Consider the following 19,307-nt stretch of genomic DNA (forward strand, 5'->3'; position numbering starts at 1 on the left):
GATCTTCCCCGTTTTCTTCCCCCCACTCGATGCGGGACGGGCATAGACGCCGGGAAGGCGCGGACCCCCTAAGTCCGCGGACAGATTATTTCGTCAGGGCTGCGGTGCCTCGAGAATAATGCCGCCGTCGGCGCTTCTCACGGCGGTCACGCCGTAGAGATCTGACAGGGCGGCGATGAAGGCTTCCGTGTCGCCCGTGTCGAAGGCGCCGCTGACCGGGATGTGCGCGATGCCGGCGTCCTTGAGTTCGATCCTGCGAGTGCTGTAGCGGCTGACCTCGGCGACGGCTTCGCGGATCGGAGTACCGGTGAAGGTGAGACGACCCGTGGTCCAGCTGGTTTCCCGCGAGGCGTCGACCTGGCGGACTTCGGGGCGACGCTGGGCGGTGACGACCTGCTGACCCGGCGCCAGGGACCAGGCCGGCTTCGGCGTGTCTGAGGTTCCTACGTCGACGCGCCCCTCGATCAGAGTGACGCGCGCGCCCTGACCCAGTTTGCGGACGTCGAACTGTGTGCCGACGGCCGTGACGATGGTGTCGCCGGCGGTGACCACGAATGGCCTGCGAGGATCGCCCTCGACGTCGAAGAAGGCCTGACCTGAGACCAGGGTCACGGATCTGCGGTGGGCGCGTAGACGAACATCCATGCGGCTATTGGTGTCGAGGATGACTTTCGAGCCGTCCGCCAGGCGAAGCGTGTGCTGCTCGCCGACGGCGGTGGCGTAGCTGAGCGGGCGGTTCAGCGTCCAGGTCCCGATCAGAGCCAGGGCGGCGAGCGCCGCCGCTCCAGCTGCGAGCGGTTTCCAAAGTCGCGATACCATATGGCGCGCTCGCACCTGGGACGGCGCCTGGCCGAGGGCCTCCGCCGTGAGGGCGGCGATGTCCGGGTCGTCTACAAGCGCCCGGCTTGCATTCCACATCTTCTCGACCCGCTCATAGGCGTGTGCGTTGTCCGGGTCCTTGCGCCAGGCGAAGAAGTCCTGGACGTCCGATGTGGACACCCGCGTCTGGCCAAGCCGGGCGAACCAGGCCGCAGCTTCCCGCCGTCGAATGTCCCCTTCGTTTTCGACCGCCATCCTGCCTATCCGTCCAACTGCGCGACGCAGTGCTGCAACGCCTTCGACATGCGCCACTCAACCGCCTTGACGCTCAGCCCGCGAGCGGCGGCGATTTCAGGATAACTCATACCGGCAAAACGGCTCAGGACGAAAACTTCACGGTAGAGAGCCGGCATAGTCAGCACGACCTGCTTCATCATCAGGATCTCAGCCTGACTGGCCGCTTCGCTGAGTTCGGCGCCTTCGGTGATCGGTTCGGACGGGCCGCGCCTCTTGCGACGGCGGCTTTCGTCGCGAACCACGTTCATGGCGATCCGTAACAGGAAGGCTCGAGGGTGCCGGATCTGGTCGGCAGAATAGGGGGCGGCTCGAAGGTAGGTCTCCTGGACCGCGTCCGCAGCCTGTTCCGGATCGACGTGCGCCCGCAACCGGCCGTTGAGCCACCGCGCATACTGGCGGTAGAGGGCGTTCAGGCCCTCCAGCGCGTCACCTTTCAATTCGTTGGCGTCGCTCACGTCGATCTCCCGCCTCAAGGGCGGGCCGGGAATCCCGTACACCGAGTCAGCCGTGATCATCCGGGCGCAAGGCCTTCGCCCTGCGCCGCGTACGACGACAGCTACGCGCTTCCGCGTTTCTGAACCTGAGTCCGTAAAGGGGATTCCAAGCCCCTGCCGACGCTAAGGTCGACGTCGCAGAATGAATCAAACCGAATCCGGACGCAAGGCGAGGGGTCGGGCGTTGGAATTCTCGCGGAACGAGACCCGCTATTTGCCAACGGAGCGCCGCCTTGCCCCAAAGGGCCCCCGGCTCAAGCTCCGCGCCTGTTTCGCGGCGCCCGACCGCCCAGTCCTAGGCTGACGTCGTTCTAGGTTCAACCGGTGCGTAGGGGTGAAGACCTGCAGAGAAGTTGCGGTCAGACCGCAACTCTAAGGCGTAGAGAATCACCGTTTCTGACGTGTACGGACGATGCCAGCAGCTTGTGGAGGGAGGAATGAACGCCAACCTGAACAGCGAAGGCGGCTGGTGCGCTAAGCCCGACCTTAGCCCGCGTGAACTGGATTGCCTCAGATGGGCGAGCCAGGGCAAGAGTTCGACCGACATCGGGGCGATCCTGGGACTGTCGGCCCGAACGGTCGACAGCTACCTCGAGAAGGCGGCTTCCAAACTGGGGGTTCGAACGCGCATTGAAGCGGTCGTGGTCGGCGTGAGGCGAGGCCTTATCGCCGTGGATTGAGGGGAGGGAGCGGGCCAGGAACTTCTTTACGGAAGCCCGGGGTTTCGGTTCTTGCCGCCGCCGACGTCGAAGCGTCCCCTGGCTCAAAGCAATGACCTATCCGTTCCGGAACCCGCCGCCGTAACATTAGCCTTGGATGCTCGCTTCTGGCGAGTCTGAGGCACCAATGCTCCAGCCCTTCGACTGAACGCTAGTGAGCTCGGGCCAAGTCTGCGCGGTCGGGATACCGTGAAGTCCGGAACGCTGAGATGCCGTCGCGCCCGCTCGCGGCGCGCCGATGACACTGCCTGACTGGGGACAGTAAGCTTCGGAATGGCAAGCCGGACTCGCCGCTCTAGAAGTGGAACGTGTGGGTGCGGACGAGCTCGCCTCGGCGATACTCCTCAACGCCGGCTTCGCCGCTACGATTATCTAGCTCTATCAGCAGACCCACCTCGTACCCGCAGACGTGCTCGGGAAGTGTCTTTCCGTCCGCGCTCCACACGCCATCGTACGACGAGCGTGTCAGGGCAATCAAACGTCTGCGATCCGAGTCTTTCGCCTGGGCTGAGTGAACGGTTTTTTTCATCTCGACCGCGATGAGATTGTCCTTCCCAGGGATTTCTCCCCGGCTATGGACGATTAGATCGCAAGTGATGCTCATGATCTGAAGCTGATCGTCCATCAGCGTTTTGACTTGGCCTCCCTGCTTCCGATTGTATTCGGTGTCTGCGTAGTAGCCACCCCAGCCAGGTCGATTGAGCTCGCTTATGAGTTCGTGGGCGAGGTGGGCGCACAGATTCCGCTCGCTTACGTCATTGCGGATGCTTTGAGCTTCCCGCTTCAAGAATCTCCGGAACGCTAGGTCGAAGCCTTCCCAAAGCGCCTCCGGAGTCGGCGGCCCAAGATTTTCACGCATTTCACCCGACAAGCTCTAGACCTTCCCATGTCTCGCTAGGGCGTCATCTGCCGCTCTTGGGCTGCGCAGTTCAAGGTCTGCTTCGACAGTGGACACTAGGGCATTCCTCGGCGCCGCGCTCCAAGCGCGTGGCCGCTAGCTTCGCCCTCAGACGAGCGCGTAGAACTGGTGATGCGGCCATTGCCGATCGCGGAAGTGGGTAAAGCCTCCGCCGCATCTCGGCCGCAGGGTAGCGCGGCACGATTTCATCGCTGCCTGGTCGGAAGCGTCCGGAGTTCACTGTCCGCTCGGAAAAGAGCGGAGCAAGTCGCGCGCGAGAGAGAGAGAGAGGGAGACTCAAGAAATGATATTTAATCAGTTTACATAACTGATTTTATTTGCGCAGATGTCGTCCCTGGGAGGATCGCAATGAGCTTAGGAAATCGCGTGCGGATGGCGCGGCATCAGCGGGACTGGTCACAGTCCGATTTGGCCGATCGCGTGGGCACATCGCAGACCTGCGTCCATAACTGGGAGGCCGACAACACCTATCCCCGGCCGGCGAACCTGCAGGCGCTAGCTAGCGCGCTCGGCGTGCCGATCCTCTTTCTGGAGGAAGGGGAGGGCGGCATATCCATGGGGCAGACGGTCGACGAGATCCTGGCTGCGGCAAAGATCGAGCTCGCTCGGGTGCTTAAGACCAAACCCGGCAAGATCAAACTCAGCATGCGGGTGGAGTCGTGACCGCAGGCTTCGCATTCAATCTTCGTCATCGGTACTAGGAGCCAAGCATGGGAGACGTCGTTCAGTTTCGGGGGCGCCGGCTGGAAGCCAATCGCGCCGGGCGCGTACCGATCACGGTATGGGTCATCGACGACCATCAGCCGGAGCGCACGCGTTGGAGCGCTCAACTCGAGATCACGTACGCTGCCGGTTTCCGAGCGCTCAAAGGCTTCACGGACAAGAAGGCGCGCAGAGGCGGACGTCATAGGTTCAGCTGTTCGCCGGACCGCCTCAACGACTTTATCTGGGCTGTCGAACCACTGATCGAAGCCGAGAGGATCGGGGTCGAGGTCTCCGGCAAACGCGTGCGCGCGCGCTTGCGTCGAAAGCGGGCATAAGAGACGGGACTGCTCCGGTCTAAGTAGAACCGACAGCCCCTAGGGCAAGGACTTCTCAGGGCGTCGTCCGGCGAAGACGGCTGCCTGCAGCCCGCTGATGATGCGTCCTGCTTTGCGGAGCCTCGGCTCCGAGGCCGAAATGGGTTCGTCCAACTCCGTCCGCGCTTGCGTGATCACGGCTGTGGATTTGCCGGATCCGATGAGGTCGAGCCTGCTCAAACGTCCGTCCGCCGCGAGAAAACGGCGGTAGGCTCGCCGCCGGTAAAGCTTACGGATCGCAAAGTAGGGTACGACGGATCCATCCGGACGCCGCTTCTTTGACGCGCTCCCATTCGGCCTTCAGGACCCACTGTGCTTGGCGCCGACGACCGCCGTCTGCGCTGCTTTGCGATCCTAACATTGGGCCACGCCCACAGCACGCGTGCAGTGCGGTCGACGGAACTCCGCCTGTTAAATGGGCGGCCGGCGGGCCTATTCGTGCAGAATTTCCTCCGGACGTCTTCGCGCCTTCATCGCCTCGAAGTCGGCGTCCAAGGCTTCGAGAAAAGACAGCACCGAAGGATGGCCGGCCTCCTCGGCCAGGACGAAGGTGTTTTCAGCGACCGAATCGCCAGCAACGAGAAGGACAGGATACTCATCTTCGATGACTTCGCGTTGGACCGGTTCCGAAAAATAGCTTGTTGTGACGAACACGCCGAACCAGCCGCGTTTGAGCCTGGCGACTGTGCGCGCGATGTCTTTGCCGTCCACGCCCGACGTCGGCGCGATGCATTTCGCTTGGCCGTAGACGATCTGGCGCACAGCTCCGAACCCCTGGCCGATATCCAAACGAGCGATGAAGTCGGCCCCGCCGTCTCCGCTTCCCGGTGTGATCCAACCCTCGGTGAACCGCCCGGAGACGCCGCTGAGGAGCCGGCGTGTGATCGCGTAGGCCAGACCCTCGAACCTGGCTTTTCGCCCCTCATAGTATTCGTATACCTGCTGAAGGATCTTGGCGTTGCGCGAACCGGGCTCGGGCATCTGCTCTCGGGGCTTCACCACCCGAAGTTTCGATGAATGTCGTCGGTTACGCGGGATCGCCGACGGGCCGTTCGCGATCCAGTTTCGCCACGCGGCAGGTGCGAGAGCTTGTGTCTGTGCCGTTGTCAGACTCGGATCCCGGCGGGCATTGATCCAGCCCCAGTCGAACAACTCGTGCTCCGCCGATTGTGCCAGGACGGCGAAGTCGTAGACATAGTTCGCGAAAGACGCATTCCGGCGTGGATCGAACTGTGTGAGGCGCTCAACCCGCTCTATGACGCCGTACCCCTGGAAAGTGAGATAGCCCTTCTGGACGCCGTTCACTGTCGTTCGGCGATAAAAGACGATCGGGGTTGCTGCGGCCCGTTCTGCTGGCTCGATCGCGGAATGCACCGCGTAGGCTTCCAGAAGCGCCTTATTACCGGGAGCCGTGGCCGGATCCTGCCCCGGCGTCTTGGCGTCTCCGAAATAGCGGATGTGCCCGTTGTCGGCATCGAACACGTCATGCCAGGGGGTCTGGACCGATCCGACGCGATGAGGGCTGCTGGAAATCAGTATCGCCGGCCGGCGAAGGCCAGCTACCGTCTTCAGCGAAGCGATCGGGTTGATCCCGCGCTCGAGCAAGGCGCGGGGGCTTCCCTCAAGGTGGGTGGCGTGGAGATAGTTCACGAACCCGTCCACGGCGGGTGTCTCCGGACCTATGCGGTTCGAGTATCTTAGGATCTGCCGGATCTGAAAGTGCGCCAATGCGGGAACCTGTTCGCCGATTCTAACTCATGAACCCCGACTCTAAACGTCTACGAGCCTGGGGCGATAAGCTGCACGGTTGCGCGGCGAACACGAATCCGCAACGGTGCGTTGTGCAAGGCGGGCGGGCTTTCAGTGTTCCTAAACAGCGGATCAGTTCATGCTGCGACCTGCAACTTCGGGGCCGCTTGACACAATGATCGACCAGATTTCGTTTCAGACCGCGGCTCGAACGGTCGATCACCTCGGGCGGGAGCAGATCGCTGACGCCCCGACGGCCGTCTCGGAGCTCTGGAAGAATGCCTTCGACGCCTATGCGACGGACGTTGAACTGAACGTCTACGACGGTTCCGATCCCGTCGCCGCACTTCTCGACAACGGCCACGGTATGAACCGTGAGGATTTCGTGTCGCGCTGGCTCGTCGTGGGCACTCAGTCGAAAATCACCGCCGACACGACCAGCGCTGACGACCGGAACGGTCTGCGTCCCCGCCCGAGGCAGGGACAAAAGGGCATCGGGCGTTTGTCCTGCGCCAATCTCGGACCGCTGCTTCTGTTCGTATCGAAGCGCCGCAATCAGAAAATCGTCGCAGCCCTCGTCGACTGGAGACTTTTCGAGAACCCCTTTCTGACCTTGGGAGATATCCGTCTTCCGGTGACCGAGTTGGACAGCCTGCACGAACTGCTTCCGCAGCTTCCGGAGCTCGCTCGCCAACTTCTCCGCAACGTCGACGGGGACGGCGACGAGAACTATTCCAAGCGGGTGATCGCAGCCTGGTCATCATTCGACGCGCTTCACACCGCTGAGGTCAGAGACGGCTCCGCCGTGCGCGAAACCGCTCCGGCAGAAGCGATCCGTAGAGACCTGGCGCGGCTGCCTTTCAATGAACGGCACCTTGCCCAATGGCAGGTTTGGACCGGAGAGGCGGAACACGGAACGGCGCTCATCGTCGGCGGATTGACCCACGATCTCGCCGTGCATGTCCAGCATCAGATCCTGTCTCCCATCGGCCAGGACGCCAAAGATCGCCTGATCCAGACGCTCTCCAGCTTCGTCGATCCCTTCTATGACCCCTCATCCCATGAGCTGAACGCTGTCGATCCGCACTTTCACTACGCGGTGCGGACCTGGCGAGGAGATCGTTCGGAGTTGCTCCTGGGCACTGACAAGCAGTTTTCGTTGCGCGACATCGAGCCCTTGGAGCATCGGATCGAGGGGCGGTTGGGACCCGACGGCGTATTCCGGGGACGGGTGAAAGCCTTCGGTGAATGGCAGGAAGCCCGATGTGAGATCCGCCCGCCAGCCGACCTTCGGATCGGGGGACGCGCGGACGCCTACGTCGGTCCGATCGACATCGTCATCGCGTCGATGGAGTTCAGCAGCGCTAACACCACCCACACCCAGCAGGAGTTTACACGGTTCACGGACCTCGCGAAACGGTTCGCCGGGCTGATGATGTTCAGGGACGGCTTGAGGGTCATGCCGTTCGGCCGACCCGACAACGACTTCTTCGAGATCGAATCACGGCGCACCAAGAGCGCGGGCCGAGAGTTTTGGAACCACCGCCAGATGTTCGGCCGACTGGCGATCAGCCGGTATCAGAACCCCAATCTGAAGGATAAGGCAGGGCGCGAGGGACTGCTCGACAACACGGCCGCCAAGACGCTTAGGCGCTTGATCGAGAACATTCTTATGAAGTCTGCGCGGGAGTATTTCGGCTCCGCGTCGAGGCTGCGGGCTGACCTTCTTCCTGAAATCCGCAACACGAACGCCCGGGAAAAGGCCGCAGCAGCGCGCGAGAAGCTGCGCACGAAACACAGAAAGCAATTTCGCGAACGCCTGATGGCAAACCTGAAAGACGTCCCCAGCCTTGCCGGAGAGGTCCATCGGTTCTGTCGAGAGCTCCGCTTGGATCGCGAGCAGAGCGTGATCAACGCCCAGGTTGCGCTAGAAAGCTTCAACGATAGATTTCTGGAGCTCCACCTCGGGGTGGCGCCCCAGCCTCTGGGTTCTCTGGAAGAGGCTTACGGGGAGTATCGCCGCGAAATGGGTGGAATTCAGTCCGACCTGCGTTCGATCGCGGAGCGGGTTTATACCCACGTGGCGTCAGCGCTCCTGGCGGAGCCCGACGAAATCCTACGTCAGCAGATCCGACGAAACGGCATCCAGGTCAACGCGCGCATTCAAAGCTGGGAGAAGGAGATTCAGACTCTTCAGCGGCTCGAGTACGCCCGCATCGACAAAGTCATCGACGATCGCCGAGCGGCGTTCACGTCTTATGCGGAGGGGCTGCAGCAGCGCTTCGCGGACGGCGAACTCCAGTTGTCCGAGGCTTCAAAGCTCGTTGAAGAACTGCGGGCGAGAATCGATCGTGAGAACATGGAGATTCTGGTTCCGTACATCGGCGCATTGGAAAGCCTGCGCGACAGCATCGACCTTCAGAACCTCGCCACTGCGGGCATGGAAGAGCTGTCCGAGCTCCGCGTCGAACTCGATAGGCTGAACGCGCTGGCGCAACTCGGGATTGCGGTCGAGATCGTCGGCCACGAACTGCAGGACTACGACGACATCATCGGCGCAGGTCTGAGGAGCCTCCCACAAAGCGTGCAGGGCACGACGGCCGTGCGCGATATCACCTTCGGCTACGAGGGCATCACTGATCAGCTGCGGTTCCTGTCGCCGCTTCGCCTGGCAGGCCAACGCGTCGAACGATTGGTAACCGGCGAGGAGATCGTCGACTACGTGGCTAAGTTTTTCGATCTGACCCTGACGCGCAACCGCGTCTCGTTGCAGGCGACCGACGCATTCCTTCGCTTCCGGGTTTTTGACCAGCCGTCGCGATTGCTGCCGGTGTTCGTGAACCTGATCAACAACAGCATCTACTGGGTCGGGACCTCCCCGTCCGATGCGGAACGAACGATCAGGCTCGACGTCAGAGACCAGGTAGTCGTCGTCTCGGACAGTGGACCGGGCGTGGCGGCAGAGGATGTGCCGGATCTGTTCAATCTGTTCTTCACCCGCCGCCCGAGAGGCGGCCGTGGGGTCGGCTTGTATCTGAGCCGCGCCAACCTTTCGGCCGGCGGCCATAGGATCAACTACGTCACGGAGGGGGACCTGCGGTTGCTCGACGGCGCGAATTTCGCCATCGAGTTCAGAGGGGGCGAGTTCGAATGACTGAAGAGGAATACCGGGGGTTTCTCAAGGAGGCCTTCATTCATCCGCTGAGGTCGGTCCTGATCGTGGACGACGACTATCCGACCTTTGAGGACATGCTTGTCGAAGGTGAACCCAAGGGTGCGGCGGCGAAGAAGACGTGGCGCAAGGATCGCGAGCGTATCGGTCAGGTGCTGCAGGCCTTTCGTGATGCCGAGCCGCCGCTGATCGTCGACATTCACGATGGGCACAACGTCGGACAGTCCGACGAGACCAAGGTCGCCAAACATCTGCACCAGTCAGATCTGCTCATCTTGGATTTCTCGCTGAACCGAAACGACCCCGAGGACGGCACGAAAGCCATCGGCATCGTCCGCACGCTGTTCAGCAACGACCATTTCAACCTGGTGGTCGTCCACTCGTCCACCGATCAGACGACCGTGTTCAACGATCTGGTTTTCGGGCTTCTGAAACCGATCGGCGAGATCCTTTCGGACGAAGAGCGGACGGGCGTGACCGTTCGATTGGCCGAGTACGAAGACGACCACCCAACTTACCGCGCCGACGCGCTCAAGACGATCGGCAACGAGCACTACCTGGCGTTCCGTAACAGCGACGCCAAATGGCCGGTCCCCGCAAAAAATAATCCGCCCTCAGTCGGCGGATTCGAGCAGAAGGCGGCGGAAGCTGGCTTCGTCACGAAGCCTGATCAGTTTCTCCTGGCCAAATATCTCTTGGAACTCCGGGAGCGAGCCCTAGGCCCCAAGCTTGGTTCGAAGGTCTATCCCGGACTGGTCTGGTCCAAGAACGGGACTGCTTGGATCCGCTCGGATCTGGGGTTCGTCGCTTTCTCCGACAAACGCCAGAATCGCGATCTGTTGGCGGATCTCGTCCAAGCGCTTGAGAACTGGGGCCCGCCGCCGTCGCGTCTGTTTCTCGCGAAGCTCCGCGCTCAGGTGGATCGGGTCGGAGTCCCCGCCGAGTCCAAGGCGTTGGAGAACCTTCACGTGCTTGCGCGATGGTACAGCGAGCTCCTCGACGCTGATGACGCGGAGCGGGACAGCCGCGTTCAGGACGCTGTAGATCGCCACGCTGACCTATTGTTCAGGCAGGTTTCGCCGGGCGTCGGCACCTTCGCTTCCCGCGTCATCGCGGCCGACAAAATGGACACAGAGCGCGATCATTGCCTCCATTACTTCGGAGTCGACTTCAAGGACGCGGCTCAGGCGGCCCTGGCGACCGACGAGTACAACGCGTTCATCTGCTCAAGAACGCCGTCTCTGCGCCATCTCGAGACCGGCCACGTCTTCGAAGCGGAGGACCGCATCTGGGTCTGCCTGACCCCGATCTGCGATCTCGTTCCGGGCCGAAGGAAGAAAAGCTCCGACCGATTCGGAAAGATGGACGGCATTCTACCCTTCATGGCCGTACGCCTTCACCCGATCGGCGCACTCAAATCGAAACCGACGACCAACCGCTATATCTATTTGAAGTTGGGCGGCCAGTTGAAGGCTTTCGCGCTCGCGCTGAAGGAGGGGGAGAGCCCGCACTGGTTCAATCTCTACGCCCTCAATGAAGGTCGGTTCGAGTCCGGCGAGTTCAGCTACCGTCGCCTCGAGCTGAACGCGCACAACGACCTCGCCCCCAAGAAGGTCAGGGCCAAGATCGTGGGACAACTCCAGTATGAATATGCCCTCAATCTGATGCAGCGGTTGGGGTTCTCGATGAGCCGCGTCGGTCTCGATTTCATCAAGCGGTCGGCCGACGAAGAAGAGTAGCGGGCGACAGGCATCGCCGGAGCGCCCCTTTGTCGGCTTCAGCGGAAGTCCCGGGCCTTGACCTTGATGGCGTCGAGCGAGAGGTCTGGGGTGTAGATGTCGCGGGCTTTATGCGGGAACGGTGCACCCCAGGGATCCGGGAGGTTGCCATGATGGACCTCGTCGCCGCGACCGTGGGGCAGGGGGAAGGTTCCGCAGCTATGGCCGACAGAGGCCAGCAGATCCGATCCGTCGTGGAGTTTGGTCGCGACGATGTGGGCGATGTCGCCCTCGCGTTGGACCTTGCCGTCGACGACGAGCAGACTGGCGGACAACACGACACGGCGGTGCTGCTCGTACAGGCTCGGCCAGATGACGAGGTTCGCCACCCTGGTCTCGTCTTCTATGGTGATGAACATCACCCCCTTGGCGCTGCCGGGCTTCTGACGCACAAGGACCAGCGAGAGCATTTAGGGGGCGAGCCCTGCGCAATCCTCGCTCCACCGTTGGCCTGCAAGGCGATGTTTCCAGTGGTGTTTTTGTGCGCAGTTCGAAGCCTGTATCCGTTTCGCCAATTGGCTTGTCGGTTTACGCAGGGGTACAGGAGCTCGCTTGTTAGTCAGCCGGTTCCTTATTCGGCTCTCGCTCGGAGTGAGGCATTGCAAAGTCAGAGGGACTCGTAAAAAATAGCACAAACCGCGAACACTGTAGCGTTCCCTGCCACCTTCGCGGCGGAATCTAAGATGGAACTCAGCCAGCGTGTAGGCGAAGTGTTCACCGCGCCACCGCGCATTGAGCGGATCGCGGAATTTCTTGCTTTCGTCGAGCGAACCGGAGCTCCGCAGGATTGGCCAGCTCTGACGACCACAAAGCACCCTACGGGCGGTGCCCCCAAGATCCTGGCTCTGTTCTCGATTCCGAGTCGTCTGCGAGGTGGGCTCGAAAGCCGTACGCCGTGTTCGATCTGCTGCGACAGACATCCAAAGTTTTTCGAGGGCTATCTGACCTTCCTGCCGGAGGAAGGCACGCTACGGATGATGGGGAACCGATGCGGCAGACGGTATTTCGATGAGGGCACCTTTCAGGCCCAGGAGCGAGAATTTAACGCGCTCAAGGTCGAGTTGCGCGCTCGTTTGCTCCTTGCTGGCTGCCTCCCCACCGTCGGCCTGCTTTTGCAGGAATGCGACATAATCGGAGATCAGCTGCGCAGCCTGATTGTCCTCAAGGCCGCGGTGGTCGAGGCCCTCGGAGGACAAAGGATCAATGCACTCCTGAAGTCGCGTGAAGGCGATAATTTGATGCACAATCTGCCGACAGAAAGGGCAGATGACCGTGGCAATCGGGTGTGGGAACGGCGAATTGTGGCCTCGGCCCCCGGCGTCGGCGCCTTTGCGCATGCTGTAGGCTTCGTTCAGCAACTGCATCGCAATCGGTTCTTGCTCGAAGGTTTCCTCGCGCCTGTCTTGGCCGGTGGAGCGATTGACATGCTGACAAGACCTCAAGCGATTGCGGCCGCGGAGGCGCTGCGCGCGTTCAACGTCGATCTAACTCGCGCTCGCGTTGTCTTATCCGATTTGCAGAACTTGTTCTCATCGAAGAGTTGCCTAGCCATCTCGGCATGGGGGCAGCATAGCGAGACGAATCAAAAATTCTGGATCGAACGTGAAACGACCGGAATTAAGATCGGCCATGGTCTGAAACCGTTACACTCTGTGCGGCCCGACCACATTGTGGAACTTTCCGCCGAGGTTGCAGCAGCACTCGCATAGCGGAGCGCTATCATGTCCATTCGCGGCCCCTGCGACGCCGGTCAGGTGCAGGGCGCCCTTGCGCCCGTTCAATCTCTCACCGCGGCGCGCAAGCGTTGGGTTTTGATCGCCACGGTTCTGGGCTCCAGCCTGACATTCATCGACGGCTCAGCCTTGGGTGTGGCTTTGCCGGCCATCCAGCGCGATCTCGGAGCAGGTCCGGCCGCAGTCCAGTGGATCTCCAACGCCTATCTTCTGACGCTCGGTGCGCTGGTGCTAATCGGCGGCGCGGCGGGAGACCGGTTCGGCCGCCGCCGGGTTTTTCTGATCGGTGTGGGCGTCTTCGCACTCGCCTCCATGGTCTGCGGTTTGGCACCGACCGTCGAGGTGCTGATTGGCGGCCGAGCCTTGCAGGGCATCGGGGCGGCGCTGCTGACGCCTGGCGCGCTTGCCCTCATTGGTTCGGCCTTCCCGCCGGAGGAGCGCGGCAAAGCTTTCGGCGCCTGGGCGGGCGCCGGAGCCCTTTTCGGGATGGTCGGGCCGCTTGTCGGCGGCTGGCTGTCAGACCATGCAGACTGGCGTTTTATCTTCTGGATCAATGTTCCTCTGGCGGCCCTGACGATGGTCGTCGCCTGGCGCGCCATACCCGAGAGCCGGGATGTCAACGCTCGCGGTCTCGACTGGCGGGGTGCCCTTCTGGCCATGACCGGCCTTGCGGCCCTGACGTGGAGCTTGACCGCTGCGCCGGATCGGGGCTGGGGCGATCGCGCCGTCATCATCGGACTTGTCTATGGAGGCGCGGCCTTGGCTGGCTTCCTGCTGGTCGAGATACGTGAACGCTATCCCATGATGCCGCTCGCCCTGTTCCGGTCGTCGGTCTTCAGCGGCATGAACCTGCTGACCCTGCTGCTCTATTTCGCGCTGGGCGGGGCGATGTTCTTCCTGCCCTTCGACCTGATCCGGGTCCAGGGTTTCAGCGCTACGATGGCAGGGGCGGCCATGTTGCCCTTTGCGGTGATCATGGGCCTCTTCTCGGGGCTGGCGGGACGCCTCGCCGACCGGTTTGGGGCGCGGTTGTCGCTGGCTTTCGGGCCTGCCCTCGCCGGGATCGGTCTGTGCTTGCTGGCCCTGCCTCGGCCAGGCGCGGGCTATGTTGATGGACCTCTGGCGGGAATGACCGTGCTGGCGATCGGCATGACGCTCGCGGTCGGGCCGCTGACTGCGGCGGTCATGGGCGCGGTCGAACCGGCGCGCGCCGGAGTGGCCTCCGGCGTGAACAACGCCGTGGCGCGCATAGCGGGTCTGCTGGCCGTCGCCTTGTTGGGCGCGCTTGTGTCTTCAGTGTTCGTTGATCGGGTGGACGAGCCCGACGCCCGGATGGTGTTTGGAGAGGTGATGGCGGGTGGATCTGTACATTCAGGCGCCGTCGAAGCCTTCCACGCCTCCTTCCGCGTCGTGATGCTGGCCTGTGCGGCTTGCGCAGTAGCGGCCGGAATTGTCGGAGGCCTGACCGGACCGAAGCGGCGCTAGTCACGGCCGGGAGGTCGGTGTTCGGTGTCTGCTCTCAGGCGGCGAAGTAGTGATCGATTGTGGGTGAGACCAGCCCTTCCTTCCGGAAGGTGCTGACAAATCCCCGAAATTCTTCGCCAGCATTTAGGGTCTGGGGGCTCTGCATTCGTCTCTCCACCCGTCGCCTGTAAGGCGATGTTTCCAGTGGAGTTTTTGTGCGCAGTTCGAAGCTTGTCGTTTCCCCGCCGGTTGGCGAACCCGTTCAGAGAAGGAGAGGCCGCCCGCCGCTACCCGTCGTCGTCCATCCCGATGCTTTGTGGGAGGTTCATGATGACCCCCGGGACTTCCACGCCGCACTGGATCTCCAGATCCGCCGGCATGGAGAGAACGCTCATCGCCTGCACCGGGCCATCGTGGTCGCCGGCGGGCTGACAGACCGGACGACCCTCGCGGCCTGGCGGCGGGGACTGAAGGTCCCGCAGACCCCCGCCAGCCTGAAGGTTCTCGATATCATCGAGCATCGCTATCAGTTGGAGGCTGGCTATCTGCGGTCGCGGTTGCAACGGCGTCGCGCGCTCTCCGGCCTGGTTCCGCCCGAGGTGCAGTACGCGGAATCCCGTCGCCTCGCCTGGCACCTGCCGGACGACTTCGATGAAAGATTTGCCGGGGAGCAGGAGGAGATCCTGGCCTGGGTGCGCTCGACTATCCTGTCCGGCGGCACGGCTTATCATCGTTATCATTCAATGGTTTCGAAGCATCGGTTCGCGCTTCGCTTTGACGGAAGCGGACCGTCCGAACTGGCCGCCCCTACACAGCTCAGGGCTGAAATGGACGCCCTCCTGCGGTTCAAGTCGGCGACGCTCACGGACATCGGCTATCAGCGCTCCGGCGTATGGGGCGCGGAGACAGCGGCGCAGCGCGAGGAGCATCTGGCGCTGCTGTTCGGCGCCCTGGCAGCCCTGCCTGATGACGAGGTCAGCGGCTTGGGCGTGCCCCGAGGGGACCTGACCTTCGGGCTGCTCGTCCTGCCCTCGGTCTGGGACTGGTACGTGCAGTGGCGCGAGCGACGCCGGGGCTTCTTCACCGGTTGGGAGAGCGAAATGCTCCTGCTCGGCGCGGCCTTCTCGCGCAGCCAGACAGGGTGGCTGAGGCAGAGCCCGTGGCTGGCGGAGCGGTTGCGTCCCATTCCCGGCGTTGTCGCGCAGGAGGAGATCGATCGAATCTGTGGGGATTGGGACGGCGCCTGCGAGCAGGTGCATCGCCATGCCCTGGCCAGATCCAAGGAGATTGAGCGGGTCGCCAGGGTCCATCGGGATCCGTTCGAGCCCATCCTGCCCATTCTCGAAGCGGCGAGCCCTGTCGGGGAGTATCGCAAGATCACCGAGGAGATCCTGCGCCGCATGCCCGAAGAGAGGCGCTATCCCCGGGCCGCCGCGGAGGCGGTCCGGTCCTTCCTGATGTTGCGATTGGGCCTGCACCTCGGGGTCAGGCAGAAGAACCTGCGGCAACTCCTGCTGCGTCCGCGGGGGAGCGCGCCGACTCCGGAGAGGGAACTGGAGACCCGGCGGTGCGGCGAACTGCGCTGGAGCGAGAGGGAAGGCGGCTGGGAGGTCTTCATTCCCTGCGTGGCCTTCAAGAACTCCGGCTCGGCCTACTTTTCCAAACGCCCGTTCCGGCTTCTGTTGCCGGACCTCGGCGGATTGTATGGCTGGATCGACGCCTATGTGGGACGCCATCGACCGGCCTTGCTGAACGGCTCGCGCGATCCAGGCACCTTCTTCGTCAAGACCGTGAAGACCTCGAGCCGCGACGCTGCCTACAACCAGCACACCTTTTACAGCGCCTGGCGTCAGGTGATCCAGCGCTACGGGATCTACAACCCCTACACGGGGAGGGGGGCGATCCCGGGCCTGCTTCCCCACGGGCCGCACAATGTGAGGGACGTCCTGGCGACCCATGTGCTGAAGCTGACCGGTTCCTACGAGCAGGCCAGCTACGCCATCCAGGACACGCCGGCCACGGTCGCCGACCACTACGGTCGCTTCCTCCCGCAGGACAAGGCGGCGCTGGCGGCCCAGGTCCTGAACCGGGTCTGGGAGGCGGCTTAGATGAGCGGAGGGAGCCGGACGCGAGCGACGTTTTCAAGGGCCAGCCTCAAAAGGGGAATACGCGCCGTGGAGGAGGCCGGCCACACAGTTCATGCGGTCGAGTTCCCACCCGGGGGCGGCTTCACCTTGATCCTTGCCGCCGGAACTGAACAAGCCGAGGTCAATGAATGGGATGTCGCCCTGGGGATCACGGACGCGCAAGGACGCCCCTTGCCCCGGTGAGGCATGGGAGCTTCCCTATCTTCCAGCAACTGACGTCGTCAGGCGAAATAAGTTCCCGTTTTGTTCTTTCGCTGCTAGATGGCGCCTGTGATGGGAACGGAAGCACCTCGCAAGATCATCCATGTGGACATGGACGCCTTCTTCGCCTCGGTGGAGCAGAGGGACGATCCCGCCTTGCGCGGTCGTCCCGTCGCCGTAGGCCACGCCGCTTCGCGCGGCGTGGTCGCCGCCGCCAGCTATGAGGCGCGCCGCTTCGGCGTGCGGTCGGCCATGCCCTCGAGCACGGCCTTGCGGAAGTGCCCGGAACTGATCTTCACGCCGCTCCGGTTCGAGGTCTATCGCGCCGTCTCGGCGCAGATCCACGCCATCTTCGCCGACTACACCCATCTGATCGAACCCCTGTCGCTCGATGAGGCCTATCTCGACGTCACCGCCAATATCCGGGGACTGCCGGCGGCCTCGGCGACGGCGGAGGAGATACGCGCGCGCATCTTCGAGGAGACCGGCCTGACGGCCTCGGCCGGGATTTCCTACAATAAATTTCTGGCCAAGCTGGCCTCGGACCAGCGCAAGCCGAACGGCCAGTTCGTGGTCCCGCCCGGGCGAGGGGAGGCCTTTGTCGAAGCCCTGCCGGTCAAGCGTTTCCATGGCGTGGGGCCGGTCACGGCGGAGAAGATGAATCGCCTGGGCATAGAGACCGGCGCGGACCTGAGGCGTCAGTCCCTGGCCTTCCTGCAGCATCATTTCGGCAAGTCCGGCGCCTGGTACCATGGCGTGGCGCGGGGAGAGGATCATCGCCCGGTCAATCCGGATCGCGAGCGCAAGTCGAGCGGGTCGGAGACCACCTTCGCCAGCGACCTGGTTGATCCGGCGGCGATCGAATCCGGGCTGGACGAGATGGCCGACGATGTCTGGGCCTGGTGCGAGAAGGCCGGGTCGCTTGGCCGGACCGTGACGGTGAAGGTCAAATGGGCGGACTTCCAGCAATCGACCCGCAGCCGCTCCTTCAATGAGCCGGTCGCCTCCAAGGCGCGCCTGCGCGAGATCGCCCGCCTGCTGGTGCGATCCCTCTATCCGCCGACCCGGGGCGTACGCCTCGTCGGCGTGACCCTGTCCAATCTGGAGAAGGCTTCGCCGAAGCCTGCGTCCGGCGAACTGGCGCTGTGACAGCCATGCTCCAGGCGGATCTGTTCGGGCACGCGCCCCAGCCTGCCGTGCCTCAGGGCTTCGACTATTGGCCCGATGTTCTGTCGGCATGCGAGCAGGCAGGGGTGATCGAACAACTGCAGCGGCTGGAGTTCAGGCCTTATGAGCACATGGGCTACCAAGGCTTCCGACAGATCGCCGCCTTCGGACGCCGCTATGATCATGACCGACGTCGACTGGAGATGGCCGCGCCCTGGCCGGATTTCCTGAAGGGGCTTCTGGGGCGTCTGACCGGTCGGCTCGGCCTTGATGAAACGGCCTTCGTTCAGGCTCTCGTCAATGAATACGCCCCCGGCGCCGGGATCGGCTGGCATCGTGACAGGCCGGTCTACGGGGAGATCCTCGGCGTCTCCTTTCTCGCGCCCTGCGTCATGCGCCTACGCCGGAAGGACGGGACGGGATGGCGTCGGTCAGCCGCGCCGCTGGCGCCTGGATCGGCCTATCGGCTGTCAGGTGAGGCGCGCAGAGACTGGGAGCATTCGATCTCGCCGATGACGGCCCTGCGCTATTCCATCACCTTCAGGACCCTGGCCTGACCGGAGCGTCTAACGCGCCAGGATGTCGACGGCTTCGGGACAACGCTGGGCCAGGCGAGAGGCCCAGTCCGCAGAGATCGGGCGAGCCTGCCGGGCTTCCCGGGGACGCGCCAGGACGAGGGCGGCCGCCTCCCCGTGAGCGGGCCAGTCCATCAGGAGGCGTATGGCGGCCTCCCAGGCCGGGGTCAGGCGGGGCGCGTCGTTCTTCGGGCTGTGGCCGATGGTCCAGCGGCGGTTAAGCGGAGAGGGGCTCAAGGCGCCCTGTCTCGGTGAGGGTGAAGGGGGCGGGCGCGGCGGCCTCGCCCCTCCTGCACGATATGGGGTTCAACTCGGACTGGATCGAGAAGGGCCTAGCGCGCGAGGAGCGCTCGTCGCGAGGCGTATACAACAAGGCCGAGTTCGAGATGCAGCGCCGGCATATGGCCCAGGAGTGGTCCAACGCCGTGGATGCTTAGGAGCAGGGCGGGGATACTCGCCCGACCTTTCGATTCGGGAGGGCATGGCGGGTCGTTTTAATCCTGAGGCAGGAAGCAGATCGAGCGCTTCGAACTCGGCACGCGCTCGATCTGGGGAAGGCAAAGGTAGATTAACGTTCAGCTAATTCTTTCCTGCGCGAAATTTATGCGCGGGCTTCGTCTTCGCTGTTACTTATGTTCAGCGGTGTTCATTTGAGAGTAATCCGAGGGAGGCCAGTTGATAATTATCTCACAATAGTCGGTTCCCGGGCATGCGCCGCTCACGAAATCTAGCTCTTCAGGCATAAGGAGGCGTTGAACGAGCGAGGTTGCGAGGTTATTGCGTGGCGTTTTTCGCGTTTCTGCACGGTTATTTATCTTCGATTTCACAAGATTGTCTCCAACGGCGGAAGGAGATGGGAGGGGAAGAGATTTTCGTGATCGAGTATTTCGAAATTGCATGAGATTTTTGCAAATTTCTTGAACGGTCGGCCAGGGGCTTCACTCTTCGCGGCCCTGAAGCTGGGGCATTGGTATATTTTTCGCGATTGTCGGCA

General features: G+C 62.8%; 16 protein-coding genes and 1 pseudogene. 11 read left to right on the forward strand and 6 right to left on the reverse strand.

Annotated features, from left to right (window positions below; translation table 11 throughout):
• Positions 1 to 93 precede the first annotated feature (93 nt).
• Positions 94 to 1,074 (reverse strand): FecR domain-containing protein, encoded by a 981-nt coding sequence (locus tag CQ039_RS00905; RefSeq protein ID WP_105564803.1) that lies wholly within the window; start codon positions 1,072 to 1,074, stop codon positions 94 to 96.
• 5 nt (positions 1,075 to 1,079) lie between these two features.
• Complete coding sequence (locus CQ039_RS00910) at positions 1,080 to 1,571, reverse strand: RNA polymerase sigma factor (protein ID WP_105564809.1); 492 nt, start codon at positions 1,569 to 1,571, stop codon at positions 1,080 to 1,082.
• Positions 1,572 to 2,047: 476 nt separating this feature from the next.
• Between CQ039_RS00910 and CQ039_RS00915 the strand changes: the two genes are divergently transcribed.
• A complete protein-coding gene (locus CQ039_RS00915) occupies positions 2,048 to 2,290 on the forward strand; it encodes a response regulator transcription factor (protein WP_105564804.1) in 243 nt (80 codons plus the stop codon).
• A 334-nt stretch (positions 2,291 to 2,624) separates the two neighbouring features.
• Here the strand turns inward: CQ039_RS00915 and CQ039_RS00920 are convergent, their stop codons facing one another.
• Positions 2,625 to 3,200: a hypothetical protein gene (locus CQ039_RS00920; protein WP_199183522.1), complete on the reverse strand. Its 576-nt coding sequence runs from the start codon at positions 3,198 to 3,200 to the stop codon at positions 2,625 to 2,627.
• 396 nt (positions 3,201 to 3,596) lie between these two features.
• On the opposite strand from CQ039_RS00920, the gene CQ039_RS00925 reads away from it, so the two are divergent.
• Complete coding sequence (locus CQ039_RS00925; protein ID WP_105564805.1) at positions 3,597 to 3,911, forward strand: helix-turn-helix transcriptional regulator; 315 nt, start codon at positions 3,597 to 3,599, stop codon at positions 3,909 to 3,911.
• Between the two features lie 47 nt (positions 3,912 to 3,958).
• Positions 3,959 to 4,288, forward strand: coding sequence for a hypothetical protein (locus CQ039_RS00930; protein ID WP_105564806.1), 330 nt, complete (start codon positions 3,959 to 3,961; stop codon positions 4,286 to 4,288).
• 471 nt (positions 4,289 to 4,759) lie between these two features.
• Here CQ039_RS00930 and CQ039_RS00935 read toward each other — a convergent pair whose 3' ends face one another.
• Positions 4,760 to 5,977 carry a restriction endonuclease gene (locus CQ039_RS00935; protein WP_146112119.1) on the reverse strand — a complete coding sequence of 406 codons (1,218 nt, stop codon included), beginning with the start codon at positions 5,975 to 5,977 and terminating at the stop codon, positions 4,760 to 4,762.
• A gap of 274 nt (positions 5,978 to 6,251) precedes the next feature.
• On the opposite strand from CQ039_RS00935, the gene CQ039_RS00940 reads away from it, so the two are divergent.
• Positions 6,252 to 9,230 (forward strand): ATP-binding protein, encoded by a 2,979-nt coding sequence (locus CQ039_RS00940; protein ID WP_105568035.1) that lies wholly within the window; start codon positions 6,252 to 6,254, stop codon positions 9,228 to 9,230.
• Entirely contained in the window at positions 9,227 to 10,987 is a 1,761-nt protein-coding gene (locus CQ039_RS00945; protein ID WP_105562019.1) for a response regulator receiver domain, read from the forward strand. The genes CQ039_RS00940 and CQ039_RS00945 overlap by 4 nt, the downstream gene beginning before the upstream one ends.
• Positions 10,988 to 11,025: 38 nt before the next feature.
• On the opposite strand, the gene CQ039_RS00950 is transcribed toward CQ039_RS00945, so the two are convergent.
• Entirely contained in the window at positions 11,026 to 11,436 is a 411-nt protein-coding gene (locus CQ039_RS00950) for an OB-fold nucleic acid binding domain-containing protein (protein ID WP_105562020.1), read from the reverse strand.
• 273 nt (positions 11,437 to 11,709) lie between these two features.
• On the opposite strand from CQ039_RS00950, the gene CQ039_RS16485 reads away from it, so the two are divergent.
• The 5 genes from CQ039_RS16485 (at position 11,710) to CQ039_RS00975 (ending at position 18,295) form a co-directional block, all read left to right on the forward strand.
• Complete coding sequence (locus CQ039_RS16485) at positions 11,710 to 12,735, forward strand: hypothetical protein (protein WP_146112118.1); 1,026 nt, start codon at positions 11,710 to 11,712, stop codon at positions 12,733 to 12,735.
• Between the two features lie 12 nt (positions 12,736 to 12,747).
• The gene (locus CQ039_RS00960; RefSeq protein ID WP_105562022.1) at positions 12,748 to 14,244 is read left to right on the forward strand and encodes a DHA2 family efflux MFS transporter permease subunit; all 1,497 of its coding nucleotides are present in this window, start codon (positions 12,748 to 12,750) and stop codon (positions 14,242 to 14,244) included.
• Between the two features lie 194 nt (positions 14,245 to 14,438).
• Positions 14,439 to 16,331 carry a hypothetical protein gene (locus CQ039_RS16735; RefSeq protein ID WP_105562023.1) on the forward strand — a complete coding sequence of 631 codons (1,893 nt, stop codon included), beginning with the start codon at positions 14,439 to 14,441 and terminating at the stop codon, positions 16,329 to 16,331.
• Between the two features lie 312 nt (positions 16,332 to 16,643).
• Positions 16,644 to 17,720, forward strand: coding sequence for a DNA polymerase IV (dinB, locus tag CQ039_RS00970; RefSeq protein ID WP_199183523.1), 1,077 nt, complete (start codon positions 16,644 to 16,646; stop codon positions 17,718 to 17,720).
• Between the two features lie 5 nt (positions 17,721 to 17,725).
• Entirely contained in the window at positions 17,726 to 18,295 is a 570-nt protein-coding gene (locus CQ039_RS00975) for an alpha-ketoglutarate-dependent dioxygenase AlkB (protein ID WP_105562025.1), read from the forward strand.
• Positions 18,296 to 18,304: 9 nt separating this feature from the next.
• On the opposite strand, the gene CQ039_RS00980 is transcribed toward CQ039_RS00975, so the two are convergent.
• Positions 18,305 to 18,550, reverse strand: coding sequence for a hypothetical protein (locus CQ039_RS00980; protein ID WP_233192715.1), 246 nt, complete (start codon positions 18,548 to 18,550; stop codon positions 18,305 to 18,307).
• 44 nt (positions 18,551 to 18,594) lie between these two features.
• Between CQ039_RS00980 and CQ039_RS00985 the strand changes: the two are divergent.
• Positions 18,595 to 18,747: pseudogene (locus CQ039_RS00985) on the forward strand (integrase); the annotation flags it as partial.
• Positions 18,748 to 19,307: the final 560 nt, after the last annotated feature.

Source organism: Brevundimonas sp. MYb52, from assembly GCF_002979535.1.
Taxonomy (GTDB): domain Bacteria; phylum Pseudomonadota; class Alphaproteobacteria; order Caulobacterales; family Caulobacteraceae; genus Brevundimonas.